This window comes from Archangium gephyra, from assembly GCF_042230915.1.
In the GTDB taxonomy this organism is placed as follows: domain Bacteria; phylum Myxococcota; class Myxococcia; order Myxococcales; family Myxococcaceae; genus Archangium; species Archangium gephyra_B.
The window spans coordinates 10,969,124-10,987,517 of record NZ_CP102578.1; the positions used below are offsets into that span (position 1 = coordinate 10,969,124).

At 68.6% G+C, this 18,394-nt stretch carries 16 protein-coding genes; 5 read left to right on the top strand and 11 right to left on the bottom strand.

Annotated features, from left to right (window positions below; genetic code table 11):
• Nucleotides 1-36: 36 nt before the first annotated feature.
• Nucleotides 37-831: an acetoacetate decarboxylase family protein gene (locus tag NR798_RS43240; protein WP_375768458.1), complete on the top strand. Its 795-nt coding sequence runs from the start codon at nt 37-39 to the stop codon at nt 829-831.
• A gap of 9 nt (nt 832-840) precedes the next feature.
• Here NR798_RS43240 and NR798_RS43245 read toward each other — a convergent pair whose 3' ends face one another.
• The gene (locus NR798_RS43245; protein WP_375768459.1) at nt 841-1,608 is read right to left on the bottom strand and encodes a M23 family metallopeptidase; all 768 of its coding nucleotides are present in this window, start codon (nt 1,606-1,608) and stop codon (nt 841-843) included.
• A gap of 186 nt (nt 1,609-1,794) precedes the next feature.
• Here NR798_RS43245 and NR798_RS43250 point away from each other — a divergent pair, with 186 nt between their 5' ends.
• The 3 genes from NR798_RS43250 to NR798_RS43260 all read left to right on the top strand — a co-directional run bounded on the left by NR798_RS43250 (nt 1,795) and on the right by NR798_RS43260 (nt 6,050).
• Complete coding sequence (locus tag NR798_RS43250; protein WP_375768460.1) at nt 1,795-3,216, top strand: amidohydrolase family protein; 1,422 nt, start codon at nt 1,795-1,797, stop codon at nt 3,214-3,216.
• Between the two features lie 23 nt (nt 3,217-3,239).
• Nucleotides 3,240-3,719 carry a TfoX/Sxy family protein gene (locus NR798_RS43255; RefSeq protein WP_375768461.1) on the top strand — a complete coding sequence of 160 codons (480 nt, stop codon included), beginning with the start codon at nt 3,240-3,242 and terminating at the stop codon, nt 3,717-3,719.
• Nucleotides 3,720-3,866: 147 nt separating this feature from the next.
• The gene (locus NR798_RS43260; protein ID WP_375768462.1) at nt 3,867-6,050 is read left to right on the top strand and encodes a prolyl oligopeptidase family protein; all 2,184 of its coding nucleotides are present in this window, start codon (nt 3,867-3,869) and stop codon (nt 6,048-6,050) included.
• A gap of 88 nt (nt 6,051-6,138) precedes the next feature.
• On the opposite strand, the gene NR798_RS43265 is transcribed toward NR798_RS43260, so the two are convergent.
• The 3 genes from NR798_RS43265 to NR798_RS43275 all read right to left on the bottom strand — a co-directional run bounded on the left by NR798_RS43265 (nt 6,139) and on the right by NR798_RS43275 (nt 9,936).
• Entirely contained in the window at nt 6,139-7,395 is a 1,257-nt protein-coding gene (locus NR798_RS43265) for an SGNH/GDSL hydrolase family protein (protein ID WP_375768463.1), read from the bottom strand.
• A gap of 95 nt (nt 7,396-7,490) precedes the next feature.
• The gene (locus NR798_RS43270; RefSeq protein ID WP_375768464.1) at nt 7,491-8,402 is read right to left on the bottom strand and encodes a hypothetical protein; all 912 of its coding nucleotides are present in this window, start codon (nt 8,400-8,402) and stop codon (nt 7,491-7,493) included.
• A gap of 58 nt (nt 8,403-8,460) precedes the next feature.
• Complete coding sequence (locus NR798_RS43275) at nt 8,461-9,936, bottom strand: matrixin family metalloprotease (protein ID WP_375768465.1); 1,476 nt, start codon at nt 9,934-9,936, stop codon at nt 8,461-8,463.
• Nucleotides 9,937-10,774: 838 nt separating this feature from the next.
• Here NR798_RS43275 and NR798_RS43280 point away from each other — a divergent pair.
• Nucleotides 10,775-11,506, top strand: a complete 732-nt coding sequence (locus NR798_RS43280; RefSeq protein WP_375768466.1) for a hypothetical protein — start codon at nt 10,775-10,777, stop codon at nt 11,504-11,506.
• A gap of 162 nt (nt 11,507-11,668) precedes the next feature.
• Here NR798_RS43280 and NR798_RS43285 read toward each other — a convergent pair whose 3' ends face one another.
• From NR798_RS43285 to NR798_RS43315, 7 genes are all read right to left on the bottom strand, one after another.
• Complete coding sequence (locus tag NR798_RS43285) at nt 11,669-13,420, bottom strand: fatty acyl-AMP ligase (protein WP_375768467.1); 1,752 nt, start codon at nt 13,418-13,420, stop codon at nt 11,669-11,671.
• A 38-nt stretch (nt 13,421-13,458) separates the two neighbouring features.
• Nucleotides 13,459-14,208: a hypothetical protein gene (locus NR798_RS43290; protein ID WP_375768468.1), complete on the bottom strand. Its 750-nt coding sequence runs from the start codon at nt 14,206-14,208 to the stop codon at nt 13,459-13,461.
• Nucleotides 14,209-14,246: 38 nt separating this feature from the next.
• Complete coding sequence (locus tag NR798_RS43295; RefSeq protein ID WP_375768469.1) at nt 14,247-15,227, bottom strand: hypothetical protein; 981 nt, start codon at nt 15,225-15,227, stop codon at nt 14,247-14,249.
• Entirely contained in the window at nt 15,224-15,490 is a 267-nt protein-coding gene (locus NR798_RS43300; RefSeq protein ID WP_375768470.1) for an acyl carrier protein, read from the bottom strand. The genes NR798_RS43295 and NR798_RS43300 overlap by 4 nt, the downstream gene beginning before the upstream one ends.
• Nucleotides 15,491-15,503: 13 nt before the next feature.
• Nucleotides 15,504-16,631, bottom strand: coding sequence for an SDR family oxidoreductase (locus NR798_RS43305; RefSeq protein WP_375768471.1), 1,128 nt, complete (start codon nt 16,629-16,631; stop codon nt 15,504-15,506).
• A 61-nt stretch (nt 16,632-16,692) separates the two neighbouring features.
• Entirely contained in the window at nt 16,693-17,670 is a 978-nt protein-coding gene (locus tag NR798_RS43310; protein WP_375768472.1) for a 3-oxoacyl-[acyl-carrier-protein] synthase III C-terminal domain-containing protein, read from the bottom strand.
• Nucleotides 17,667-18,317, bottom strand: a complete 651-nt coding sequence (locus NR798_RS43315; protein ID WP_375768473.1) for a 4'-phosphopantetheinyl transferase family protein — start codon at nt 18,315-18,317, stop codon at nt 17,667-17,669. The genes NR798_RS43310 and NR798_RS43315 overlap by 4 nt, the downstream gene beginning before the upstream one ends.
• Nucleotides 18,318-18,394 lie beyond the last annotated feature (77 nt).

Sequence of the window (18,394 nt, forward strand, 5' to 3'; positions counted from 1 at the left end):
GTGATGCCTCCCTGAAGTGTTACGAGAAGAGCGGCGATGCTGGCCGAACCGCGCGCCCCATCCAGAATTTGTCTTGGAGCCTCGGGTGGCCTACCTAGGCTCCGAGTGCACCCTTTCAGGAGGCCTCCCGTGGACAGCCAGCCTTCTTCAGCTCCCCTTGCAGGGCCCGCGGACTACCCGCCAGCCCCCTGGACCCTGCGCGGACAGGTGTACATGTCCGCCTGGAGCGTGCCCGTCTACCGCTGCTCGGTGCGGGTGGACCCGGTGTTCGAGCCCGTCATCGCCGGGGGGCGGCTGTTCGTCACCGGGGCCTTCGTGGAGTACGAGCCCGGCAGCACGCTGACGTATGGCGAGCTGGCCATGGGCATCCTCGTGAAGCAGCGGGGAGTCCGGCGCTACGGCGGCGTCACGCCGCTCATCTGGGTGGACAGCGAGCAGTCGCTGCGCGGTGGGCGCGCGCTGTGGAACCTGCCCAAGGAGCTGGCCCGCTTCGAGCTGGACCGGCGTCCTCCCGGCGGCGGCTTCACGAGCGCCGCGTGGGATGAGCGGGGGCGGCTCCTGGGGAAGGCCCGTTTCGAGCACCTCCCCGGCCTGCCTCGCCGCGTCCGGCTCCCCATCACCCTGCCGGACCTCTATTTCATGGGGGGCCAGGTGTGCGAGACGAAGGACTCCTTCTCCACCTCGCTGCGGCTGCTCCGGGGCACCTGGTCCATTCCGGAGGACAGCCCCCTGGCGGCGCTCGGCCTCGCGGGACAGCAGCCCCTGCTGAGCTTCTGGATGCGAGACTTCGAGCTGACGCTCCCGGCGGCCACGCCCGTGGCGGACCGCTAGGAGCAAGCGCTAGCGGGAGCCGCCGGCGCCGTCGGAGGCGCGCGCCTCGGGCGTCTGCTCGCGCTGGCGGGCGGACTCGGAGGCCGTGCGAGAGACCTTGTCCAGGATGGAGCGGGCCCCGGACGGGATGCCACCGGCGGCCTGCTCGCCCTCGCGCATCACGTCGCTGGCGGGCGCGAGCGGCGCGTTGCCACGCGGATCGTTGGCGGCCATCACCGGCATGTCCTGGTTCTTGCCGCACGCGGGCGCGGCGATGAGGGTGTCGCGCACCGGGTCGCCATAACCGGAGATGAGGGCGGGCACGGAGGGGTTGTTCCACCCGGAGCCCACCGCGCGGGCCACCTTGAAGTGCAGGTGGGGGCCGCAGGACCAACCGGTGTTGCCCGAGTAGCCCAGCAGCTGTCCCTTGCGCACCTGCTCGCCGGGCTTCACCACCACGGCGCTGAAGTGCAGGTACTGCGTCTCCACGCCCCCGGAGTGGGCGACGACGACGTAGTTGGCGTGCTGCGCCATCTTCGGGTCGCACGCACCCTGGGTGCTGTCACCGCGCGCCAGGCGCACCTGGCCGTCCTCGGCGGCCACGACGGGCGTGCCGACGGGCATGCGGAAATCCCACGCGTAGGTGTCGTTCTGCAGGTGGCTGCCCGTGTCGTGCCCCTGGCTCACCGGGAAGACCCGGCCGCAAGCGAAGGGAACGCCAATCTCGGGGGCCACGGTATTGCGAGCGGGGGGAACGGCCGGAGCGGAAGCGAGAAGGAAGATCGTGGGCAGGATCATGGGTAGGCCGCGCGAAAACGACGGATACCCCTTCCACTATTCCAGATCCTTTCCGGCCGTGCTGCTCGCCCGCTCATCCCGGGAACAAGCCAGCAGGCAGCCGTGTTGGCGGCGCCGCCCGGACGTCCCGGGTCAGGGGGAGCACACGACATGCGGAGAGAGACACGGCGGCCACGGGGGATGGTCATGGGTCTGGCCCTCTGGATGACGGGCTGCGGCATGGCCCACCCGTCTGTGAAGACAGAGTCACCGGCGAAGGAAATGGTGGCCTTCGTGGACGTGAACGTGGTGCCCATGGACTCCGAACGCCTGCTCGCCCACCAGACGGTGGTGGTGCAGGGAGAGCACATTGTCGCGCTGGGCCCGGTGGACAGCACGCCGGTGCCCGCGGGCGCGGCGCGGGTGGAGGGCCAGGGCCGCTACTTGATGCCGGGGCTCGCCGACATGCACCTGCACCTGGTGCCGGGCACGGGCCAGCCGGAGGACCCCGCGGGGCAGGTGCTCGCCCTGCTGCTGGCCAACGGCGTCACCACGGCGCGGGCGCTGGGCGGCCCCAAGGACACCGCGCTGGTGGTGAGGGCTCGGGTGGCGCGCGGCGAGGTGCTCGGGCCCACGCTGCGCGTCGCCGCGCCGTCGATGCATGGCAAGTCCGTGCAGGGCCCGGAGCAGGCGCGCCAGCGGGTGCGTGAGTACAAGGCGGCCGGCTACGACGGGCTGAAGACACACGGCTTCCTCGGCCGCGAGACGTACGACGCGATGATGGCCGAGGCGCGTGCGCAGGGGCTGCCGGTGAGCGGCCACGTGACCCCGGACGTGGGCCTCGTCCACGCGCTGGAGTCGGGGCAGCAGATTGAGCACCTGGATGGGTACCTGAACGAGCTGCTGCCGGAGAACGACGGCGCGCGCGCGGAGGTGGGCCAGGTGGAGGTGGGCGAGCCGCTGGAGCGGATGGACCCGGCGCGCATCCCCGCGCTGGCGGAGGCTACGCGGAAGGCGGGCGTGTGGAGCTCGCCCACGCTGGCGCTCTTCGAGACGGTGACGAGCCCCGAGGGGGTGGAGTCCCTGCGCGCGCGGCCGGAGCTGTGCTACGCGAAGCAGGCGTCGGTGGAGGCGTGGACGCAGATGCTGGCCAACGATCCGCAGATGGCCAACGTCCCGGCCGAGCGCAAGCGCAGGTTCGCCGAGCTGCGGCGGCAGGTGGCGCGCGGGCTGTACACGGCGGGGGCGAAGCTGATGGTGGGCTCGGACTCGCCGCAGCTCTTCATGGTGGCGGGCTTCGCGGTGCACCGGGAGATGGAGGCGCTGGCGGAGGCGGGGATTCCGCCCTACGGCGTGCTGGAGGCGGCCACGCGCAACGCGGCGGAGTACCTGGGCGAGGCGGACAGCTGGGGCACGGTGGCCGAGGGCCGGCGCGCGGACCTGCTGCTGCTGGAGGCCAACCCGCTGCGGGACGTGAAGCACACGCGCGACATCGCCGGGGTGATGGTGCGCGGCAAGTGGCTGCCGAGGAGCGAGCTGGACGGAATGCTGGAGCGCACGGCCGTGGTGGCCAACGCGCCGCCACCGGTGAAGAAGGGCGTGGCCACGGCCACGTCCACGTCCCCATGATGGGGTGAACGGGAGGACACCGCATGGCGCGCATGGACAGCTTCGTGGAGTACACGCTGGAGCTGCTGGAGCCCCTGGGCCTCGTGCAGGCGCGCCGCATGTTCGGTGGGTGGGGCCTGCACCACGCCGGGAGGATGATGGGCCTCATCATCGAGGACCGGCTTTACCTGAAGACGGACGACATCTCGCGCCCCACCTTCGAGGCCGCAGGAGGCGAGCCCTTCGTCTACGACGCGAGCAAGGGCCGCAAGGTCACCACGTCGTACTGGACGCCTCCGGCGGACACGAGCGACGACACCCACGCGCTGCTGCCCTGGGCCCGCCGTGCGGTGGAGGCCTCGCTGCGGGCCGCGCAGAAGAAGCCGGCCGCCAAGAAGAAGGCCACTGCAGCGAAGCAGGCCGCTCCGGTGAAGAAGCAGACTCCGGCGAAGGCGAAGACGGCCGCGGCGAAGCAGACGCGGGCGAAGAAACCCGCGGTGAAGAAGCCCTCGCGACGAGCGTGAGCGCCTGTCCGGAAATGGGATGACGTCCCAGGAACGCGCACGTGAAGCGAGGCAGGGGCGGCACACGCGCGAGACTGACGCGCGGGGACGAGCGGACGGCGGCGGTGCATGGCAGGCTACGGGTCCTCAACCAACCCGAGGGACTCGATGCAACAACGCCTCAAGCCGGCCATCGCCGCGCTGTCGCTGATGCTGCCGCTCACGTCGCTGGCCGGAGCCAAGGGAGCCGTGCCTCCCGCGCCCGTTGCCGCGAAGAAGGCCGTAGTGGACACCTACCACGGCACGAAGGTGGACGACCCGTATCAGTGGCTCGAGAAGAGCGATGACCCCGAGGTCCGCAAGTGGGTGGATGGACAGACGGCGCACATGCGCGCGGTGCTGGACAAGCTGCCCTCGCGTGACGCCATCCGCGCGCGCATCACCACGCTGCTCTCCCACAAGTCGGCCGCCCACTACGCGATGGTGCAGCGCGGGGGCGTGCTCTTCTCCATGAAGTTCCAGCCGCCCCGGCAGCAGTCCATGCTGGTGGTGCTGCCCTCGGTGGATGACCCGTCCACCGCCCGCGTGCTGGTGGACCCGATGGAGCTGGACCCCAGCGGACACACCACCATCGACTTCTTCGTGCCCTCGCTGGACGGGAAGAAGGTGGCGGTGTCGCTGTCGAAGGACGGCACGGAGAGCGGTGACGTCACCGTCTACGATGTGTCCACCGGCAAGGCGCTGCCCGGCGAGGTGGTGCCCCGGGTGAACGGCGGCACGGCCGGCGGCAGCCTCACGTGGAACGCGGACGGCACGGGCTTCTTCTACACGCGCTATCCGCGCGGCGAGGAGCGCCCGGCCGAGGACCGCGACTTCTTCCAGCAGGTGTACTTCCACAAGCTCGGCACGCCGGAGGACAAGGACACCTACGAGCTGGGCAAGGGCGCCCCGCGCATCGCCAACTACCACCTCAAGACGTCCGACGACGGCTCGCACGTGCTGGCCATCCTGGGCAACGGTGACGGTGGCGAGTACGCGCTCTACCTGCGCGGGCCGGCGGGCACGTGGACGCAGCTGTCGACGTTCGAGGACAAGCTCGTCGATGCGGCGTTCGGCCAGGATGGTGCGCTCTACGCGCTGTCGCGCAAGGACGCGCCGCGCGGCAAGGTGCTGAGGATTGCGCTCGCCACGCCCGCGCTGGACAAGGCCACCGTCCTCGTCCCCGAGGGCCCGTCCTCCATCGCGAGCTTCCGCCCCACCGCCACCCGCCTCTACGTGGTGGAGCAGCTCGGCGGCCCCACGCGGATGCGCATGGTGGGCCTGGACGGCAAGGAGCTGGGCGTGGTGCCCACCCCGCCCGTCTCCTCCGTGGGCGGCGGGGTGTACCTGGGCGGGGATGATCTGCTGCTCGCCACCAGCAGCTACACCGAGCCGGTCTCGCTGTACCGCTATGGGGCGAAGGACGGGAAGCTGGCGAAGACGGCGCTGGGCCGCACCTCGCCGGTGGACACCCGCGACGTGGTGGTGGACCGCGTCATGTGCACCTCGAAGGACGGCACCCAGGTGCCGCTCAACATCCTGCACGGCCGCGGCACGAAGCTGAACGGCAACAACCCCACCCTGCTCACCGGCTACGGCGGCTTCAACCTCTCGCTGTCCCCGGGCTTCAACGCGATGAACTTCGCCTTCATCGAGCAGGGCGGCGTGGTGGCCATCGCCAACCTGCGCGGCGGCGCGGAGTTCGGCGAGGAGTGGCACGCCAACGGCTCGCTGACGAAGAAGCAGAACGTCTTCGACGACTTCTACGCCTGCGCGAAGCTGCTGGTGGACAAGAAGTGGACGAAGCCCGAGCGCCTGGCCATCCAGGGTGGCAGCAACGGTGGCCTGCTGATGGGCGCGGCGCTCACCCAGCACCCGGAGATGTACCGCACGGTGCTCGCGCACGTGGGCATCTACGACATGTTGCGCGTGGAGCTCACGCCCAACGGGCAGTTCAACACCACCGAGTACGGCACGGTGAAGAACCCCGAGCAGTTCCAGGCGATGTATGGCTATTCGCCGTACCACCAGGTGAAGGACGGGGTGAAGTACCCGTCGGTGCTCTTCACGTCGGGCGAGAACGATCCGCGCGTGGATCCGTTCCACTCGCGCAAGATGGTGGCGCGGCTGCAGGAGGCGACGGGCTCGAAGCGGCCGGTGCTGCTGCGCACCAACAACATGGGACACGGCATGGGCACGCCGCTGGACCAGGAGATCGCGGAGGAGGTGGACGTCTACGCCTTCCTCTTCAACGAGCTGGGCATGAAGTACAAGCCGGTGGACGGCAAGCTGTCCGCCCCGGCGTCGAAGTAGCCCCTCCCCCACTCCGCCTCAAGCGCCCCCCACTCTCCCCCAATCTCCCCTCTCCCCTCGGGAGAGGGACGGGGTGAGGGTGCCGGGTTCACCGCCCCGGGTCCGTGAGCCGTGGACCCGGGGCGGAGCGAGCGGACCAGGAGCCGAACCAGCGCCCGCCCTGGGCATCCACGGCGCTGGCCACTCCGCGCCATTCGCCCTCGACGAGCACCGCGCGCAATTGAAGCGTGGACTCGAGGAGCGTGGCGTCCTGGAAGGAGAACGACAGCACCTCGCCCTCCACGCGCGGCGCCACGTCGGCCTCGAGAGGCTCACGCTGGGGAAACACGATGCGGACCCGGCCCGAGGGCTGTGCGCCCCGGGTGTCGAACGAGAGCTGGAAGGGCACCGGCGCCATGCCCAGCTCCGCGGGGTAGAGCGAGAGCGTCCCCTGCCACGCACCGGCCACCTGCCCGGCCTCCAACGGGGAGCCGCGCGGCAGGCTGGGGAGCACCGGGGCGGGAGGAATGGGAGCCCCATTCGCGGGAAGCTCGGCGGCGAGCCCCACCTCGGAGCCCACCTGTTGGAGGTAGCGCGCGGTGTCCTCGGGGAGCGCCACCAGCGTCTCGGTGCGCGAGGTGTCGAAGGCGGTGTCCGCCCAGGGAGCCCCGATGAGGGTGCTCGGCGCGCCGAGGCAGGGCTGGTGGAAGAGCGAGGCGTAGAGCACACAAGCCGCCAGGTACGTGCCGGCGGGGGCAGGATGGTGGCCGTCCTCGACGTACAGCTCCAGCTCGGGCCGCTCCCGCCGCACGCGCTGCCACGCCACGCCCACCGGGGAGAGCACGCCCTTCTGCTCGCGCGCGAGGCTCGCATAGGCGTGCGTGAGCACCTCCTGGGCGGGCATGTCCGCCTTGCGCGACCACGTCATGTAGAAGACCGGCTTCGCTCCGGCCGCCGCGGCTTCCTGGGCGAAGAGCCGGCCGTAGGGCAGGAAGCGCTCGGCGGGGTCATTCATGTGGGCCACGCCGTTAATGCGCAGACCGCCCAGCAGGCTCTGCTCCTGCAGCACGACATGGCTCCAGGCGCCGTTGCGGATGAGTGCCCTCGCCTCGCCCTGCTTCCAGTGGGACTCGAGCGTCGCACCGCCCATGAGCACCGAGCCGGTCTCCAGCCGGGTCCCCGGGGCCAGAGTGCGGACGAAGCCCTCGAGCATCGCGGGAAGGTCGTTGTAGTAGGTGTAGCTGTTGCCGATGAAGAGCACGCGCACGGGGCGGCTCGAGTCAGGGCTGGGAGGAGACGGAGGTTGGGTGCGCGCACACGCGACACACCCCAGCAGGGCGAAGAGCCAGCGGGCCGGTCGGAACATGGGCGGCGATTCTAATGAAGTGACGGCGGATGTTCCCTCCACGAGACAAACAGCACCGGCACGAACTGCTCGTACCGGTGCTGGTGTGTGGCGCGTCAGAAGCTCTTGTCGAGCAGGCTCTCACACGTGGAGGAGAGAGCCTCCCCCTTCACGTGGAGCGCCACCGGACCCGAGGCCGGTCCATCGTCCCACTGCGAGCGAACGAAGCACTTGTCCTGGATGGTGAGGATGTGGAGCCGCGAGGAGACGGCACCCCGTGGAAGGGCGTCGAACACCAGCACTCCGTCCGCCTTGGAAGCCAGGGCATTGCCCAGCGCGGCCGGCACGCCGTCTCGCGCATAGAACCTGCCCGGCGTGACTCCCTTGGGCACGGCCTGGAGCGGCTCACGCGTAGTCGCGGGCACGGACAGCCGCACCTCCGTGGCGTACTGCCGCACCTCGTCGAGGATGCCGGAGGGCGTGGTAGCGCGCAGCACCTCGTGCTTCACCGAGACCCGCGACAGATCGACGAGCCCGTTCTCCCCGCGCAACGGGACGAAGGTGCCCGGAAGGTCAACCGACCGCCGCAGGAAGAACAACTGCGAGACGCCCGGCTTCACCTCGAAGGCCCGCCCCGCGGCGAGCTCCATCCCCGTCGCGGGAACCGTCAGCATCAGGCGATTGCCCTGGCCACCGGGGATGCGCTCCCCGTTCCTGTAGAGTTCCTCATCGACCTCGAGCTCCACACGGTGGAAGTACAGCGGTCGCTTGTTGCCCTTGGACGGCACATCCCGCGCGTCGAGCACCCGCGAGACGCGCCCCACGACAATCACATCCGACTGGGCGACGTACCCCTCGGGCCCGAAGGGATAGGCACCGTAGCTATCGCCCATCCGCCTCTGCGGCGCATCGGCCCGCGTGCCGGCGAGTGACTCTTCGGGAAGAACGGCCTTCACGGCGGCGGTGGCTCCCAAACCCAGGAAGGCACCCAGGACGACATGGACCCCGATATTCTTGAAAGAACTCATGATTTTTCTACTCCAAAGCCAGAACCCAAGATGCGGGACATGAATCCGCGAGCGAGGCTCACGGAGGACCCGCCGTCACCACCTTCAGGCTCGAGATGCCGGGGCCGACGAAGGCACGCCGATCCAAGGGATAGGTCTCGTCCCAGCACCCGCCGCCGCCGCAGTTGCGCGCGTACATGTAGAGGCTGCGCGTGTTGTCCAGGCCCGCATGAACGATCTCCAGACGGTTGCCGTTGACGATCTGGATGTCCGGGGCGACGTTTCCAATCCGGCCATCGGTTGCGCTCATCGCCAGGTGCACGAACTGCCCCGAAGAATTGATGTAACCCTCACCAATGTAGAGCTGGCGGTATCCATTGGCGGAAGTCACCGCGAAGAAGCACCGGTTCGCTCCGGCAGGCGCCCAGTAGCCACAATCCAGGCCAATGGGAGTGTCACTCCAGTCCCAGGTCGAGCCGGCGTTCGTCCAGGAGCCGGGGCCGGTCGACGTCATGAATTGGATCTTCCCGGTGTCGTTGCGGATGTAAGCCAGGACGAGCCGGTTGGTGCTCGCGTCGTACGCGAGGCTGGGACGCCGCCGTGCCATGCTCGAGGACTTGAGACTGAGAACCTCGCGCACCCCTGTCGGGCAGCCGAAGGTGGGCTGGATGCCGCGCTCGAGGATCACCTCACCCGAGTCATTCGCGGCGAGGAATGCGATGGCGAAGCCCGACGTGTCCTGCGAGGTAGTCACTCCATCGAACGTCCACTCGCCCTCGTTGACGCACTCGGGGCCAAAGGCCGAGCCGGACACGAACACCCGGGCCAGGTTGCTGGTGGTGTCGGCGTTGCGGTCCGTTTCGTAGCTCACCATCGACCAGCCATCCGGTCTGGAGGCCACGGAGACACTGCCCGACGTATGGCCCACCGTCGTCCAATTCCCGCCCGTCCGGTCCCTCACATTGACGGAGTACTGCGCGATGTACTGCGCGTGCTGCCCACCCGTCTTGTCGTCGACCGTCAGGAAACGGCCGTCGAATTTTCCGCCCGTCGGATTCATGATGGCCGGGGCAGAAGTCTCATGATCCAGGCCGATGCAATGTCCGAGCTCGTGCGCGAGAATGCTCTGGATGTCATAGGCACCCGGATATTGCCCACCATCATCCGTGTAGGAGTAAAACGTGGAGCTATCGAATATTGTAATCGAACAATCATCCGAACCCGGGTACGGGACTGCGCGCCCATTGCATCCGGTGGTGCAATTGCCTGAGCAGCACGTATCCGCTTCGATTTCGATGTCGGACCACTGCGGGGTGGTGTCGTAGAACTCGATGTTGGTTCCAAACCCGACGCCAGCGTTCGTCCACTGTCCGAGACTGGCGCGCGCCAGGTTCATCGTCCGAGCCGGGTCCAGACCGAACACGGAGCTGAACTCATTGGTGAGGACGTCGATGACATAGGGATTGTCGGTCCAGGGCCCCCGGTGGATGAACAGCACATAGGCGCTCACCGAGGAGGCGGACAGAAATCCGGCAAGGAGTGCAACAGCATTCATTCTTCTCATCATTTCCTCTCATCGCGCTACCACCACGCGAGCACGGATGACTGCCGCTGCCCACCGCCGCAAGAGCTGGCGTGAACGGCGAATCCCCCATCAGGTAGCTGACTCGCGGATACAGGTGAATGCGTTCATTTGCGAGCAAATTCATGAATGATGGATTCTTCCGGTTCAGTCAGACCCATACATGGCATGGGCATCCGCCAGGGCTTGGAATCCTCGCGAGGAGTAGACAAGGACTCACCCGGTGTATGCCTAGTGGAGTTCAACCCAGGAGCAGACTGACGGCAGCGGGTTTCAAGACCCCGCCCCCTCACTTCGTCCTTCCAGGAAGCGAGAGTCCTCTTCTGCTTGCGCAGCTCATCGTAGAGCGAGACGCGGCCGGCCATCGGGCCCGCCACCGCATGCTCCAGCGGGCGCAGCACCTGCGGTAGCGGCAACACCGCCCTCATCCTCCGCCAGCCCGCGCACCACCTCGGACTGCACCCGCACCATCGCCGGGATTGGCCCGTGCGCTCGCTGGCGACAACCTGACGGCACGGTGGCTTCTGGCCCGCGCCTTCCCCAAGCTGTCGCGGTCAGCCCGAAAGCGCCCGGAGCGCGTCAGATAAAGCGCCCTATCGGCTCCAGCCCGAGTCAGAACGCCCAGATCCAAGCAGACATCTAATCTCTGGATAAAACAGGTGCCAGGAACATCCGGGTGAACCAACAGCAGATCACGCCCCGCAGCAGCCAGCGCGTGGGAACCAATCGCCCAGACCTGCAGTTCGACTATTCCAACGACCCGGATGCGGAGCGCATCCTCCTCATTGTGCCCTGAAGGGAGACCCGACCGATGGCCGAGAACATGAAGGGGTTACTTCTGGATGACCGCTGGGCGCCCATCACTTCGGAGATGGCATTCCTGGAGACCCCTGCGGAGCACGCCGCCCGCGCCTTCGCGGCGTGGCAGGCAGGGCTGATGGCACCCCGTGGCATCGCCGTAGAGGTGCGCCCGGTCTCAGGCTCCCTGGAGCAGGCCCTCTCCGCTCTGCTCCCCCTGACCACTCCAGAGGCGCGGCGGGACCTCTTCATTCCGACACGAAGCCCCTGGACGGCGTACGTCGAAAATGGGTGGGCAGGGACCGATGCCGCGAGCCCCATGCGCTACATGGCCCGGGCGCTGGGCTGCCGGGGCCTACGTGTGGTCGCCGTGCCCCACACCTACCGGAAAGGCGAAGGCCGCTATGGCGCCGTGATGCTCGATGTGTACGGACCGCACCAGACGGATTGGCTCAACTACGTGCGTGCATTGGGCGCTTCCAATGATGGAGGCCGCTGGGTCTTCGACCAGACCGGTGAGCCCTTCCCCTTCGAGAAGCTGGAGCAGTACCAAGCGCGCCGCGTGAGGGACCGGTTCACGTTCGACATGCTCAAGGACTACCTGCGTCACCTGGGACTCTCCCCCTTCGAGGAGGACTTCTACCTGCCGCAGGGCGCACCCGCGTGGCTGGTGGAGAAGTCCGGCACGTTCGTCCCAGCTCAGACGGAGTACTCCCTCGCCCTGGCCCGGGAGCGCATCCTCTGACCCTGATTACCAATGAGGGAAACACAGCGGGCACAACCCGGGGACCGGATACCCTCACCCCGTCCCTCTCCCGGAGGGAGAGGGGATCTGTTCTCGGTGAGGTGTCCTCGGTGATGTGTCCTCGGTGATGTGTCCTCCGCGCCATCCACGGCGGAAAGCCTTTCAGGCCGCCTCTTCCGTCACCCGTTGCAGGCCGCGCTCCAGGTACATGCGCTTCGCCGCCTGCCGTTGAATCTTGCCGCTGGACGTCTTCGGCACGCTCCCCGGCTTGAGGAACACCATCTCGTGCAGCCGCAGTTGGTACGCCTCGTTGATGGCCTTGCGCACCGTGGCCGTCGCCGCCTCCAGGTCCAGCGCCGCGCCGCCCTGCTGCTGCTTCGTGTCCACCTCCGCCACCACCACCAGCCGCTCCTCGCCGTCCACGTCCACCGAGAAGGCCGCTCCGCAGCCCGGCCTCACCGCCGGCAGTGCCGCCTCCACCGTCCACTCGATGTCCTGCGGATAGTGGTTCTGCCCACCGATGATGATGAGGTCCTTCTTGCGGCCGGTGATGTACAGCAGCCCGTCCTTCATGAAGCCCAGGTCCCCCGTGCGCAGCCACCGGCGCGCGTCATCCCCACGCATCCGCGCGCGGAACGTCTCCTCGGTCAGCTCCGGCTTGCGCCAGTAGCCCTGCGCCACACTCGGGCCCGACACCCAGATCTCCCCCACGCGGCCCTCGGGCAGGGCCTCACAGGACTCCGGGTCCACGATGGTCATGGCGTAGCCCTCCTCGGCATGGCCGCAGGAGACGATCTCCGTGGCGTTGGCATCGCCCGCGGACAGCGGCACCACCCGGTCCTCCTTGAGGGCCTCCTTGTCCACGCTCACCGTCACCACGCCGCGCCCCATGTCGCCCGGCGCCTTGAGCGTCACTTCCGCCAGGCCGTATACCGGCGCCAGCGCCAAGGGGGACAGGCCCCGAGGTGAGAACGTCTCGACGAAGCGCCGCATCGTGCCCGCGCGCACCGGCTCGGCGCCGCAGTACGCCGTCCGCCACGAGGACAGGTCCAACCCCTCGAGCACCTCCGGCGTCACCTTGCGCACGCACAGCTCGTAGCCGAAGTTGGGCCCGCCCGTGTGCGTCACCTTGAAGGCCGTCACCGCCTGCAGCCAGCGCAGCGGGTGCTTGAGGAAGTCCGCCGGGGACATCAGGTACACCGGGTAGCCCCAGTGGAAGCCCCCCATCAGCCCGTCCACCAGGCCCATGTCGTGGAAGGACGGCAGCCACGTCACCGAGCACGAGTCCTCGCCCACCCTCAGGCTGCTGCCAATGTGCGCGAGGTTGATGAGCAGGTTGCCGTGGCTCACCATCACCCCCTTGGGCGCCGAGGTGGAGCCGGAGGTGTATTGCAGGAAGGCGAGCTCCTCGCTCGCGGCCTTGATGGGTGACGTCAGCGCCACCACGCCCAGGTCCTCCGCGTCGGTGGCCAGCCACTTCAGCTCCGCCAGTCCGGGCACCTGCTCGGCGAAGGACGCCGCCATGGCGCACAGCTCCCGGGTGGCCAGCACCACCTTGGGGCGGCAGTCCGCGATGATGCCCAGCAACCGGCCCAGGGTGCGCGTCAGCCGGGTGGGGTCCGGCGGGTAGGCCGGCACCGCCACCGCCCCTGCGTAGAGGCAGCCCAGGAAGGCCTCCACGAACTCCACTCCCTGGGGGTAGAGCAGCAGCGCGCGCTCGCCCTCCATGCCGTGCGCCTTGAGCAGCGCGCCAATGGAGCGGGCCCGCTCGTCCAGCCGGGCGTAGGAGTACGCCGTGCGCTCCTCCGTCCCACGGACGATGAAGGTGAGGGCCCTGCGCTCCGGGTGGCGCTCGGCGCGGCGGTGGAGGATTTGCGCGAGCGACGTCGCGCCCGAGATGCAGTCAGAAGCCATGGCGGTGTTCCAATTCCAGGGAGGAAAGAGGGGGTTCTCTAGCGGGACTCGGGGAGGTTGGCCCAGCCCTCGCGCCAGCTCACGATGCGCGCGCCGCACACCTTCTCGAACTTGCGCTTCATCTGCAGCACCGTGGTGAAGTCGTTCTCCACCGCCACCGGCAGCTCGCACACGTGCCAGCCGTAGTGCTTGAAGTTGCTCGCCGCGCGCAGCACCTCGGGCTTGAGCTCCGGCTTGCGCTCCAGCAGCTTGGTCAGAATCTGGTAGCCGCCCTCCGCGTGGCGGAACTCGTCCGTGGAGATGAAGCCCAGCAGCTTCGCCAGCACCTTGTCCTTGCACTGCGCGCCCAGCTGCCGGGCGAAGTAGCCCGCCGCGTGCTCGGACCAGATGAAGTTCACCAGCTCCTGGACGGTGTCCTCGGGCTTGTAGTTGACGTGGTCGATGTTCCGCCGGCGGATCTCCACCAGCTCCTCATCGGTGATGCGCGGCTCGAAGCCCACCAGGTCCAGGTAGCGCCGCAGGCTCCAGAAGTGCCGGAAGCCCTCGAAGCACTCCACCTGGAACACCGAGGTGGCGTCCACGTCCTCGTGCAGCAGCTTGATGAGGGAGACAGTCCCCAGCGCGTGGTAGGACTCGATGAGCGCGGTGCGCCGCACCTTGTCCAGGATGTCCGGCTGGCTCAGCGCGGCCTCGCGGTCGATCTCCCCCCAGGGGATGTCCTTCTCCACGTTCCAACGCGACTCCGACTTGGAGCCGAAGAAGTCGTAGTAGTAGCGCTCCGTCGTCATGGCACTCCTCGCGGCGAATTCGGGTGGGGAGCAGCGGCCTACAGGCCCGCCCGCTCCGAGGAAGGGATGACCTCGCGCCACGCGGCCGGGTCCACCCCGTGATAGGCGGTGAAGGCGGCCACCCAGCGCTCCAGGCCAAAGGCGATGCAGCCGGTGCTGGCCTGTTGCCCGTCCGGCAGGGTGAGGCCGAAGGTGCGGGAGAACGAGTCCCCGTGCAGGTTGAAGGACGCGATGGCCAGGTCCCCGCCCTTCTGCCCGGTGACGTCCACCAGCAGCTCGTACTTGAGCGACTGCGCCCGCTGCAGCAGCGTGCGTGCCCGGCCCTCCACCGCCCCGAAGAACGGATCCGAGGCCACGTCGATGCGCCCCGTGAGGCCGTGCGCCTTCGCGAATTCCACCACCTCCAGCAGCAGCTTCTCGCGCAGGCTGGCGATGGGCGCCTCGGGCCCCAGCAGGACGATCTCCCGCATGGTGAACTCCCACTGGCGGCGCAGCGGGGCGAACTCCCCGTGCTCGTAGCGGAAGCACCGCCCCTGGGTGGTGAGCACCATCGGCTCGCCGGTGATGGTGCGGCCCTGCAGCTCCGCGTAGCAGTGGTAGCAGACGGCACCGGAGAGCACCGCGCCCGCCGTGCGCACCCGGGCGGACGCCGACTCCTCCACGCGCTCGCCCCCCTTCACCGCGTCCACGAACTGGCGCAGGGACGCCGTGTCCCGGTCCAGGCACATGGCGAAGGTGGCGTGGTGCGGGAAGGACTTGAAGTAGTCCGTCCGCTCCATCACGGAGATGGGCAGCAGCGTGGGGTACTGGCGCTCGGAGGCGCCGTACTTGAAGGCCAGCTCGAGGAACTTGCGCTCGAAGTAGCGGAACAGCCACAGCGCGGGGCCGGACATGCCCAGCGTGCCGTTCTCGTACGAGCGCAGGTCTCCCCGCTCCAGCAACTGCCCCACGGCCTCGGGCCGGGGCGAGCGCCCGCCGTCGAAGGCGAGGCTCTTGGGGTCCACCGTCAGCGTGCTCACGCCTGGGCCTCCCCGCCCGCCGGGCAGAACGTGTCGGCGATGATCCGCGGCGAGCGGAAGAAGTTCATCGTCAGCTTGTCCTCGGGCACCTCGATGGAGAGCTCGCTCTCGATGAAGCCCATCAGGTCGATGATGCGCATGGAGTTGATGAGGCGGTTCTCGAACAGCGCGGTGTCCCGGCCGATGTCCGCGGTGATGCCATTCTCCACGCACAGCTTGCGGATGAAGGTCAGCAGACGCTCCTCGAACTGATTTCTGTCCATGGTGTGTTCCTCGTCAGCTCCGGTTGCGGCCCCAGTCGGTGGCCACGCAGTGGCGCAGCACGTCCATCAGCAGCTTCTTCGCGGGCGGCGGCTTCACCCGCTCGCCGAGCAGCGCGTGCACGGGCCTGGCGTCGAAGACCTGGGAGGCCAGCAGGTGCCCGTACATGGTGTCCCCGAGGCGGATGACCTCGTGGGACTGCTTGTTCTGCGTCTGCAGCAGCGTGCGCCGCAGCAGCGCGTACGTCTCCTCGTCGACGATGTCCGGCGGGAGGAAGTCCCCCTGGGCCCAGCGCCGCTCCGACTCCGCGGCCACCTCCACCACGGTGTCGATGAAGTCCTGCAGCCGCAGGGCCTCGTCCCCGTTGCCGATGTGGAAGGTGCGCCCCGGCTGGTAGTGCTCCAGGAAGAGCGTGAGCAGGGCCGCGGCCGCGTAGTCGTTGGACGACAGGTCCATGCGCGAGTCCGGCGTGCCCGGGAAGGCGCCCACGTGCCCCTGGTGGAAGAGCCGGATGAGCGAGTGCATGGAGTTGTAGCGCGTCACCTCGCCGTCATCCCGGCCGATCAGATAGGCCAGCCGGTACATGGCGATGGGCAGCTCCTTCATCAGCCCGCGCACGAGGTGCTCCGCCTCGTATTTGCTCTGCTCGTACGGGTTGACGAAGCCGGCCTCGTGCACCTCGTCCGTCTCCAGGAAGCGGCCCGGGCGATGCCCCGCCACGAAGAGGGTGCTCACGTAGCCCACGCGCTCCAGCCGGCGGAAGGTGCGCACCACCTCGAAGACGTGGCGCGTGCCCTCCACGTTGGCCAGCCGCGCCTCGTCCAGGGGCGCGTCCAGCTCCACGTTGGCCGCCGAGTGCAGGACGTGCGTCACCTCGCTGGCCAGCCGTGCCGCGTCCTCCGGCGACAGCCCCAGCCCGGGCCGGGTGATGTCGCCCAGCACGGGGAGGAACTGGCCCTCGGGCGGACGGGCCGAGGCCTCCGGCCACAGCTTCGCCGCCAGCTTCGTCCACCGCGCCTTGAGCACCACGGGCGAGGGGGCCCGGATGAGGGCATACACGCGCGCCCTCGGCGCGTTTCGGGCGATCCAGCGCGCCATCTCCATACCGACGGCGCCGGTGATTCCGGTCAGGAACAGGTTCATGGGGGGGAGAACTCTGGGGGGAAAAGCAGGGGGGAGACAGCGGGGGGGTCCCGGACCGGGCTCAGATCTGCACGATGCTGCAGCCCCAGTGCGCGCCGAGGCCGAACGAGAACATCATCACGTGGTCGCCCTTCTTCACCAGACCGCGGTCGATGACGTCCTTGAGGTTGATCCAATTGTCCGCCGCCACCGAGTGGCCCTTGGGGCGAATGTTCTCCGTGTAGATCTTCCCCAGCGGAATGCCGGTGAACTTGCTGAGGATCTCCCAGCTGCGCAGGCTGACGTTGTGGGGGATGAGGAGCTGGATGTCCTCGCGCGCCAGGCCGCTGGCCTTGAGGGTCTTCTCGAGGATGCGCTTGCCGGTGGGGAAGTAGGCGGCGAGCAGCTCGTTCTGGTGGCCGTCCGGGTCCCAGTAATAGCCGCGGGTGAGCGTCTGGTACGTCTTGATGCGCGAGCCCTCGGGGTTGCGCGACAGGAGCACCGCGCACGCCGAGTCACTGCAGACGTTGTAGACGACCTCGCGCTTGATGCCGTCGGGGAAGACGTCCGCGTTGACGCACAGGGCGTACTCCAGGCCCTCCATCTCCATGACGGCATGGGCCAGCCACACCGCGTGGGACAGGGACACGCAGCCCAGCTCGCTCAGGCCCACCGTGCGCGCGTTGGACAGGCCCAGCTCGTCCTGCAGGCGCGTGCTGGAGAAGCGGAACATCTCCAGGTGCGCGTTCTCCCCCTGGGGGAACTCGGCGAGCGCGTCGCCCTTGGGCACCAGCGAGCTGGTGGCCAGCACGCTGGCGTTGATGAGCAGCCCCACCTTCAGCGGATCCACCCCGTGGCGCTCCAGCAGCGCCTTGAGGGTGACCGACGCGAGCTGCGTGGCCGGCACGCTGGACACCCGGCAGTCGCCGAAGCCGAAGTCGCGCATCGTCTCGGGCGTGCTGATGAGGCGCCCTTCCGCCGCGAGCTGCTCGAGGCCGACCTGCCGCTCGGGCAGGGTGTAGTGGATGCCGTGGATGCGAATGGTGGAGGACGGATTCATGAGCGCACGACGGCCAGCAGGTGGTTGCCCATGGCCAGGAAGGTGAAGGTGAATTCTTGCTCGAAGGGTGCGCGCAGCCGGAGCACGCCCTCGCCCAGCTCGGGCTGAAGGGTGCGCAGCGGCACGGGCTGGGGCGGGCGGAGGGCCTTGTAGAGCGCCTCCTTCAAGAGCCACAGCCGCGGGGCCAGCTCCGGCTCCCGCTCACAACGGGCCCGCTCGTCAGGCGAGAGGAAGAAGCGCCACAGCTCCTGGCGGATGGGGGCCACGGGCTCCACATCCACCCCCACCCGGCCGCGCGCGGTGACGGCCGCCACCGACAGGGTGCGTGCGTGGCTGAGCGACACGTCCAGCGGCCCGAGCCCCTCGGGCAGGTGCACCCGGGGCTCGCCCTGGGGGCCCGGCAGCACCTCCACCTGGGGCGCCAGACACTCCGGGCCGAGCAGCTCCTGGATCACCTGCTTGCACACGAGCCGCCCGCGCAGCCACTCGCGCTGGCGCTGCGGCAGCACCGTCTCCTCCAGGAGGCTCCGCTCGCTCGGAGAGAGCAAATCCTTCGAGGTAGGGCCCTCCGGCCGCTCCTCCAGCACGCCCACGCCCACCCCGTTCCACCACAGGAACGAGAACCTCTCCAGAGGGGCGATCGCCACGCGCTGCATCACCCCAGAGACCATACTTAATGTGTAAAGTAGACCTGCGCGGTAATCAAGGGAGCACCGACTTTTCA

Bases quoted from the DNA above. Each gene is read 5' to 3' on its own strand.
- NR798_RS43275 (WP_375768465.1), bottom strand. From the start codon at position 9,936: ATGAATGCTGTTGCACTCCTTGCCGGATTTCTGTCCGCCTCCTCGGTG.
- NR798_RS43270 (WP_375768464.1), bottom strand. From the start codon at position 8,402: ATGAGTTCTTTCAAGAATATCGGGGTCCATGTCGTCCTGGGTGCCTTC.
- NR798_RS43310 (WP_375768472.1), bottom strand. From the start codon at position 17,670: ATGAATCCGTCCTCCACCATTCGCATCCACGGCATCCACTACACCCTG.
- NR798_RS43260 (WP_375768462.1), top strand. From the start codon at position 3,867: ATGCAACAACGCCTCAAGCCGGCCATCGCCGCGCTGTCGCTGATGCTG.
- NR798_RS43240 (WP_375768458.1), top strand. From the start codon at position 37: ATGCTGGCCGAACCGCGCGCCCCATCCAGAATTTGTCTTGGAGCCTCG.
- NR798_RS43285 (WP_375768467.1), bottom strand. From the start codon at position 13,420: ATGGCTTCTGACTGCATCTCGGGCGCGACGTCGCTCGCGCAAATCCTC.
- NR798_RS43250 (WP_375768460.1), top strand. From the start codon at position 1,795: ATGGGTCTGGCCCTCTGGATGACGGGCTGCGGCATGGCCCACCCGTCT.
- NR798_RS43255 (WP_375768461.1), top strand. From the start codon at position 3,240: ATGGCGCGCATGGACAGCTTCGTGGAGTACACGCTGGAGCTGCTGGAG.
- NR798_RS43300 (WP_375768470.1), bottom strand. From the start codon at position 15,490: ATGGACAGAAATCAGTTCGAGGAGCGTCTGCTGACCTTCATCCGCAAG.
- NR798_RS43245 (WP_375768459.1), bottom strand. From the start codon at position 1,608: ATGATCCTGCCCACGATCTTCCTTCTCGCTTCCGCTCCGGCCGTTCCC.
- NR798_RS43265 (WP_375768463.1), bottom strand. From the start codon at position 7,395: ATGTTCCGACCGGCCCGCTGGCTCTTCGCCCTGCTGGGGTGTGTCGCG.
- NR798_RS43305 (WP_375768471.1), bottom strand. From the start codon at position 16,631: ATGAACCTGTTCCTGACCGGAATCACCGGCGCCGTCGGTATGGAGATG.
- NR798_RS43280 (WP_375768466.1), top strand. From the start codon at position 10,775: ATGGCCGAGAACATGAAGGGGTTACTTCTGGATGACCGCTGGGCGCCC.
- NR798_RS43290 (WP_375768468.1), bottom strand. From the start codon at position 14,208: ATGACGACGGAGCGCTACTACTACGACTTCTTCGGCTCCAAGTCGGAG.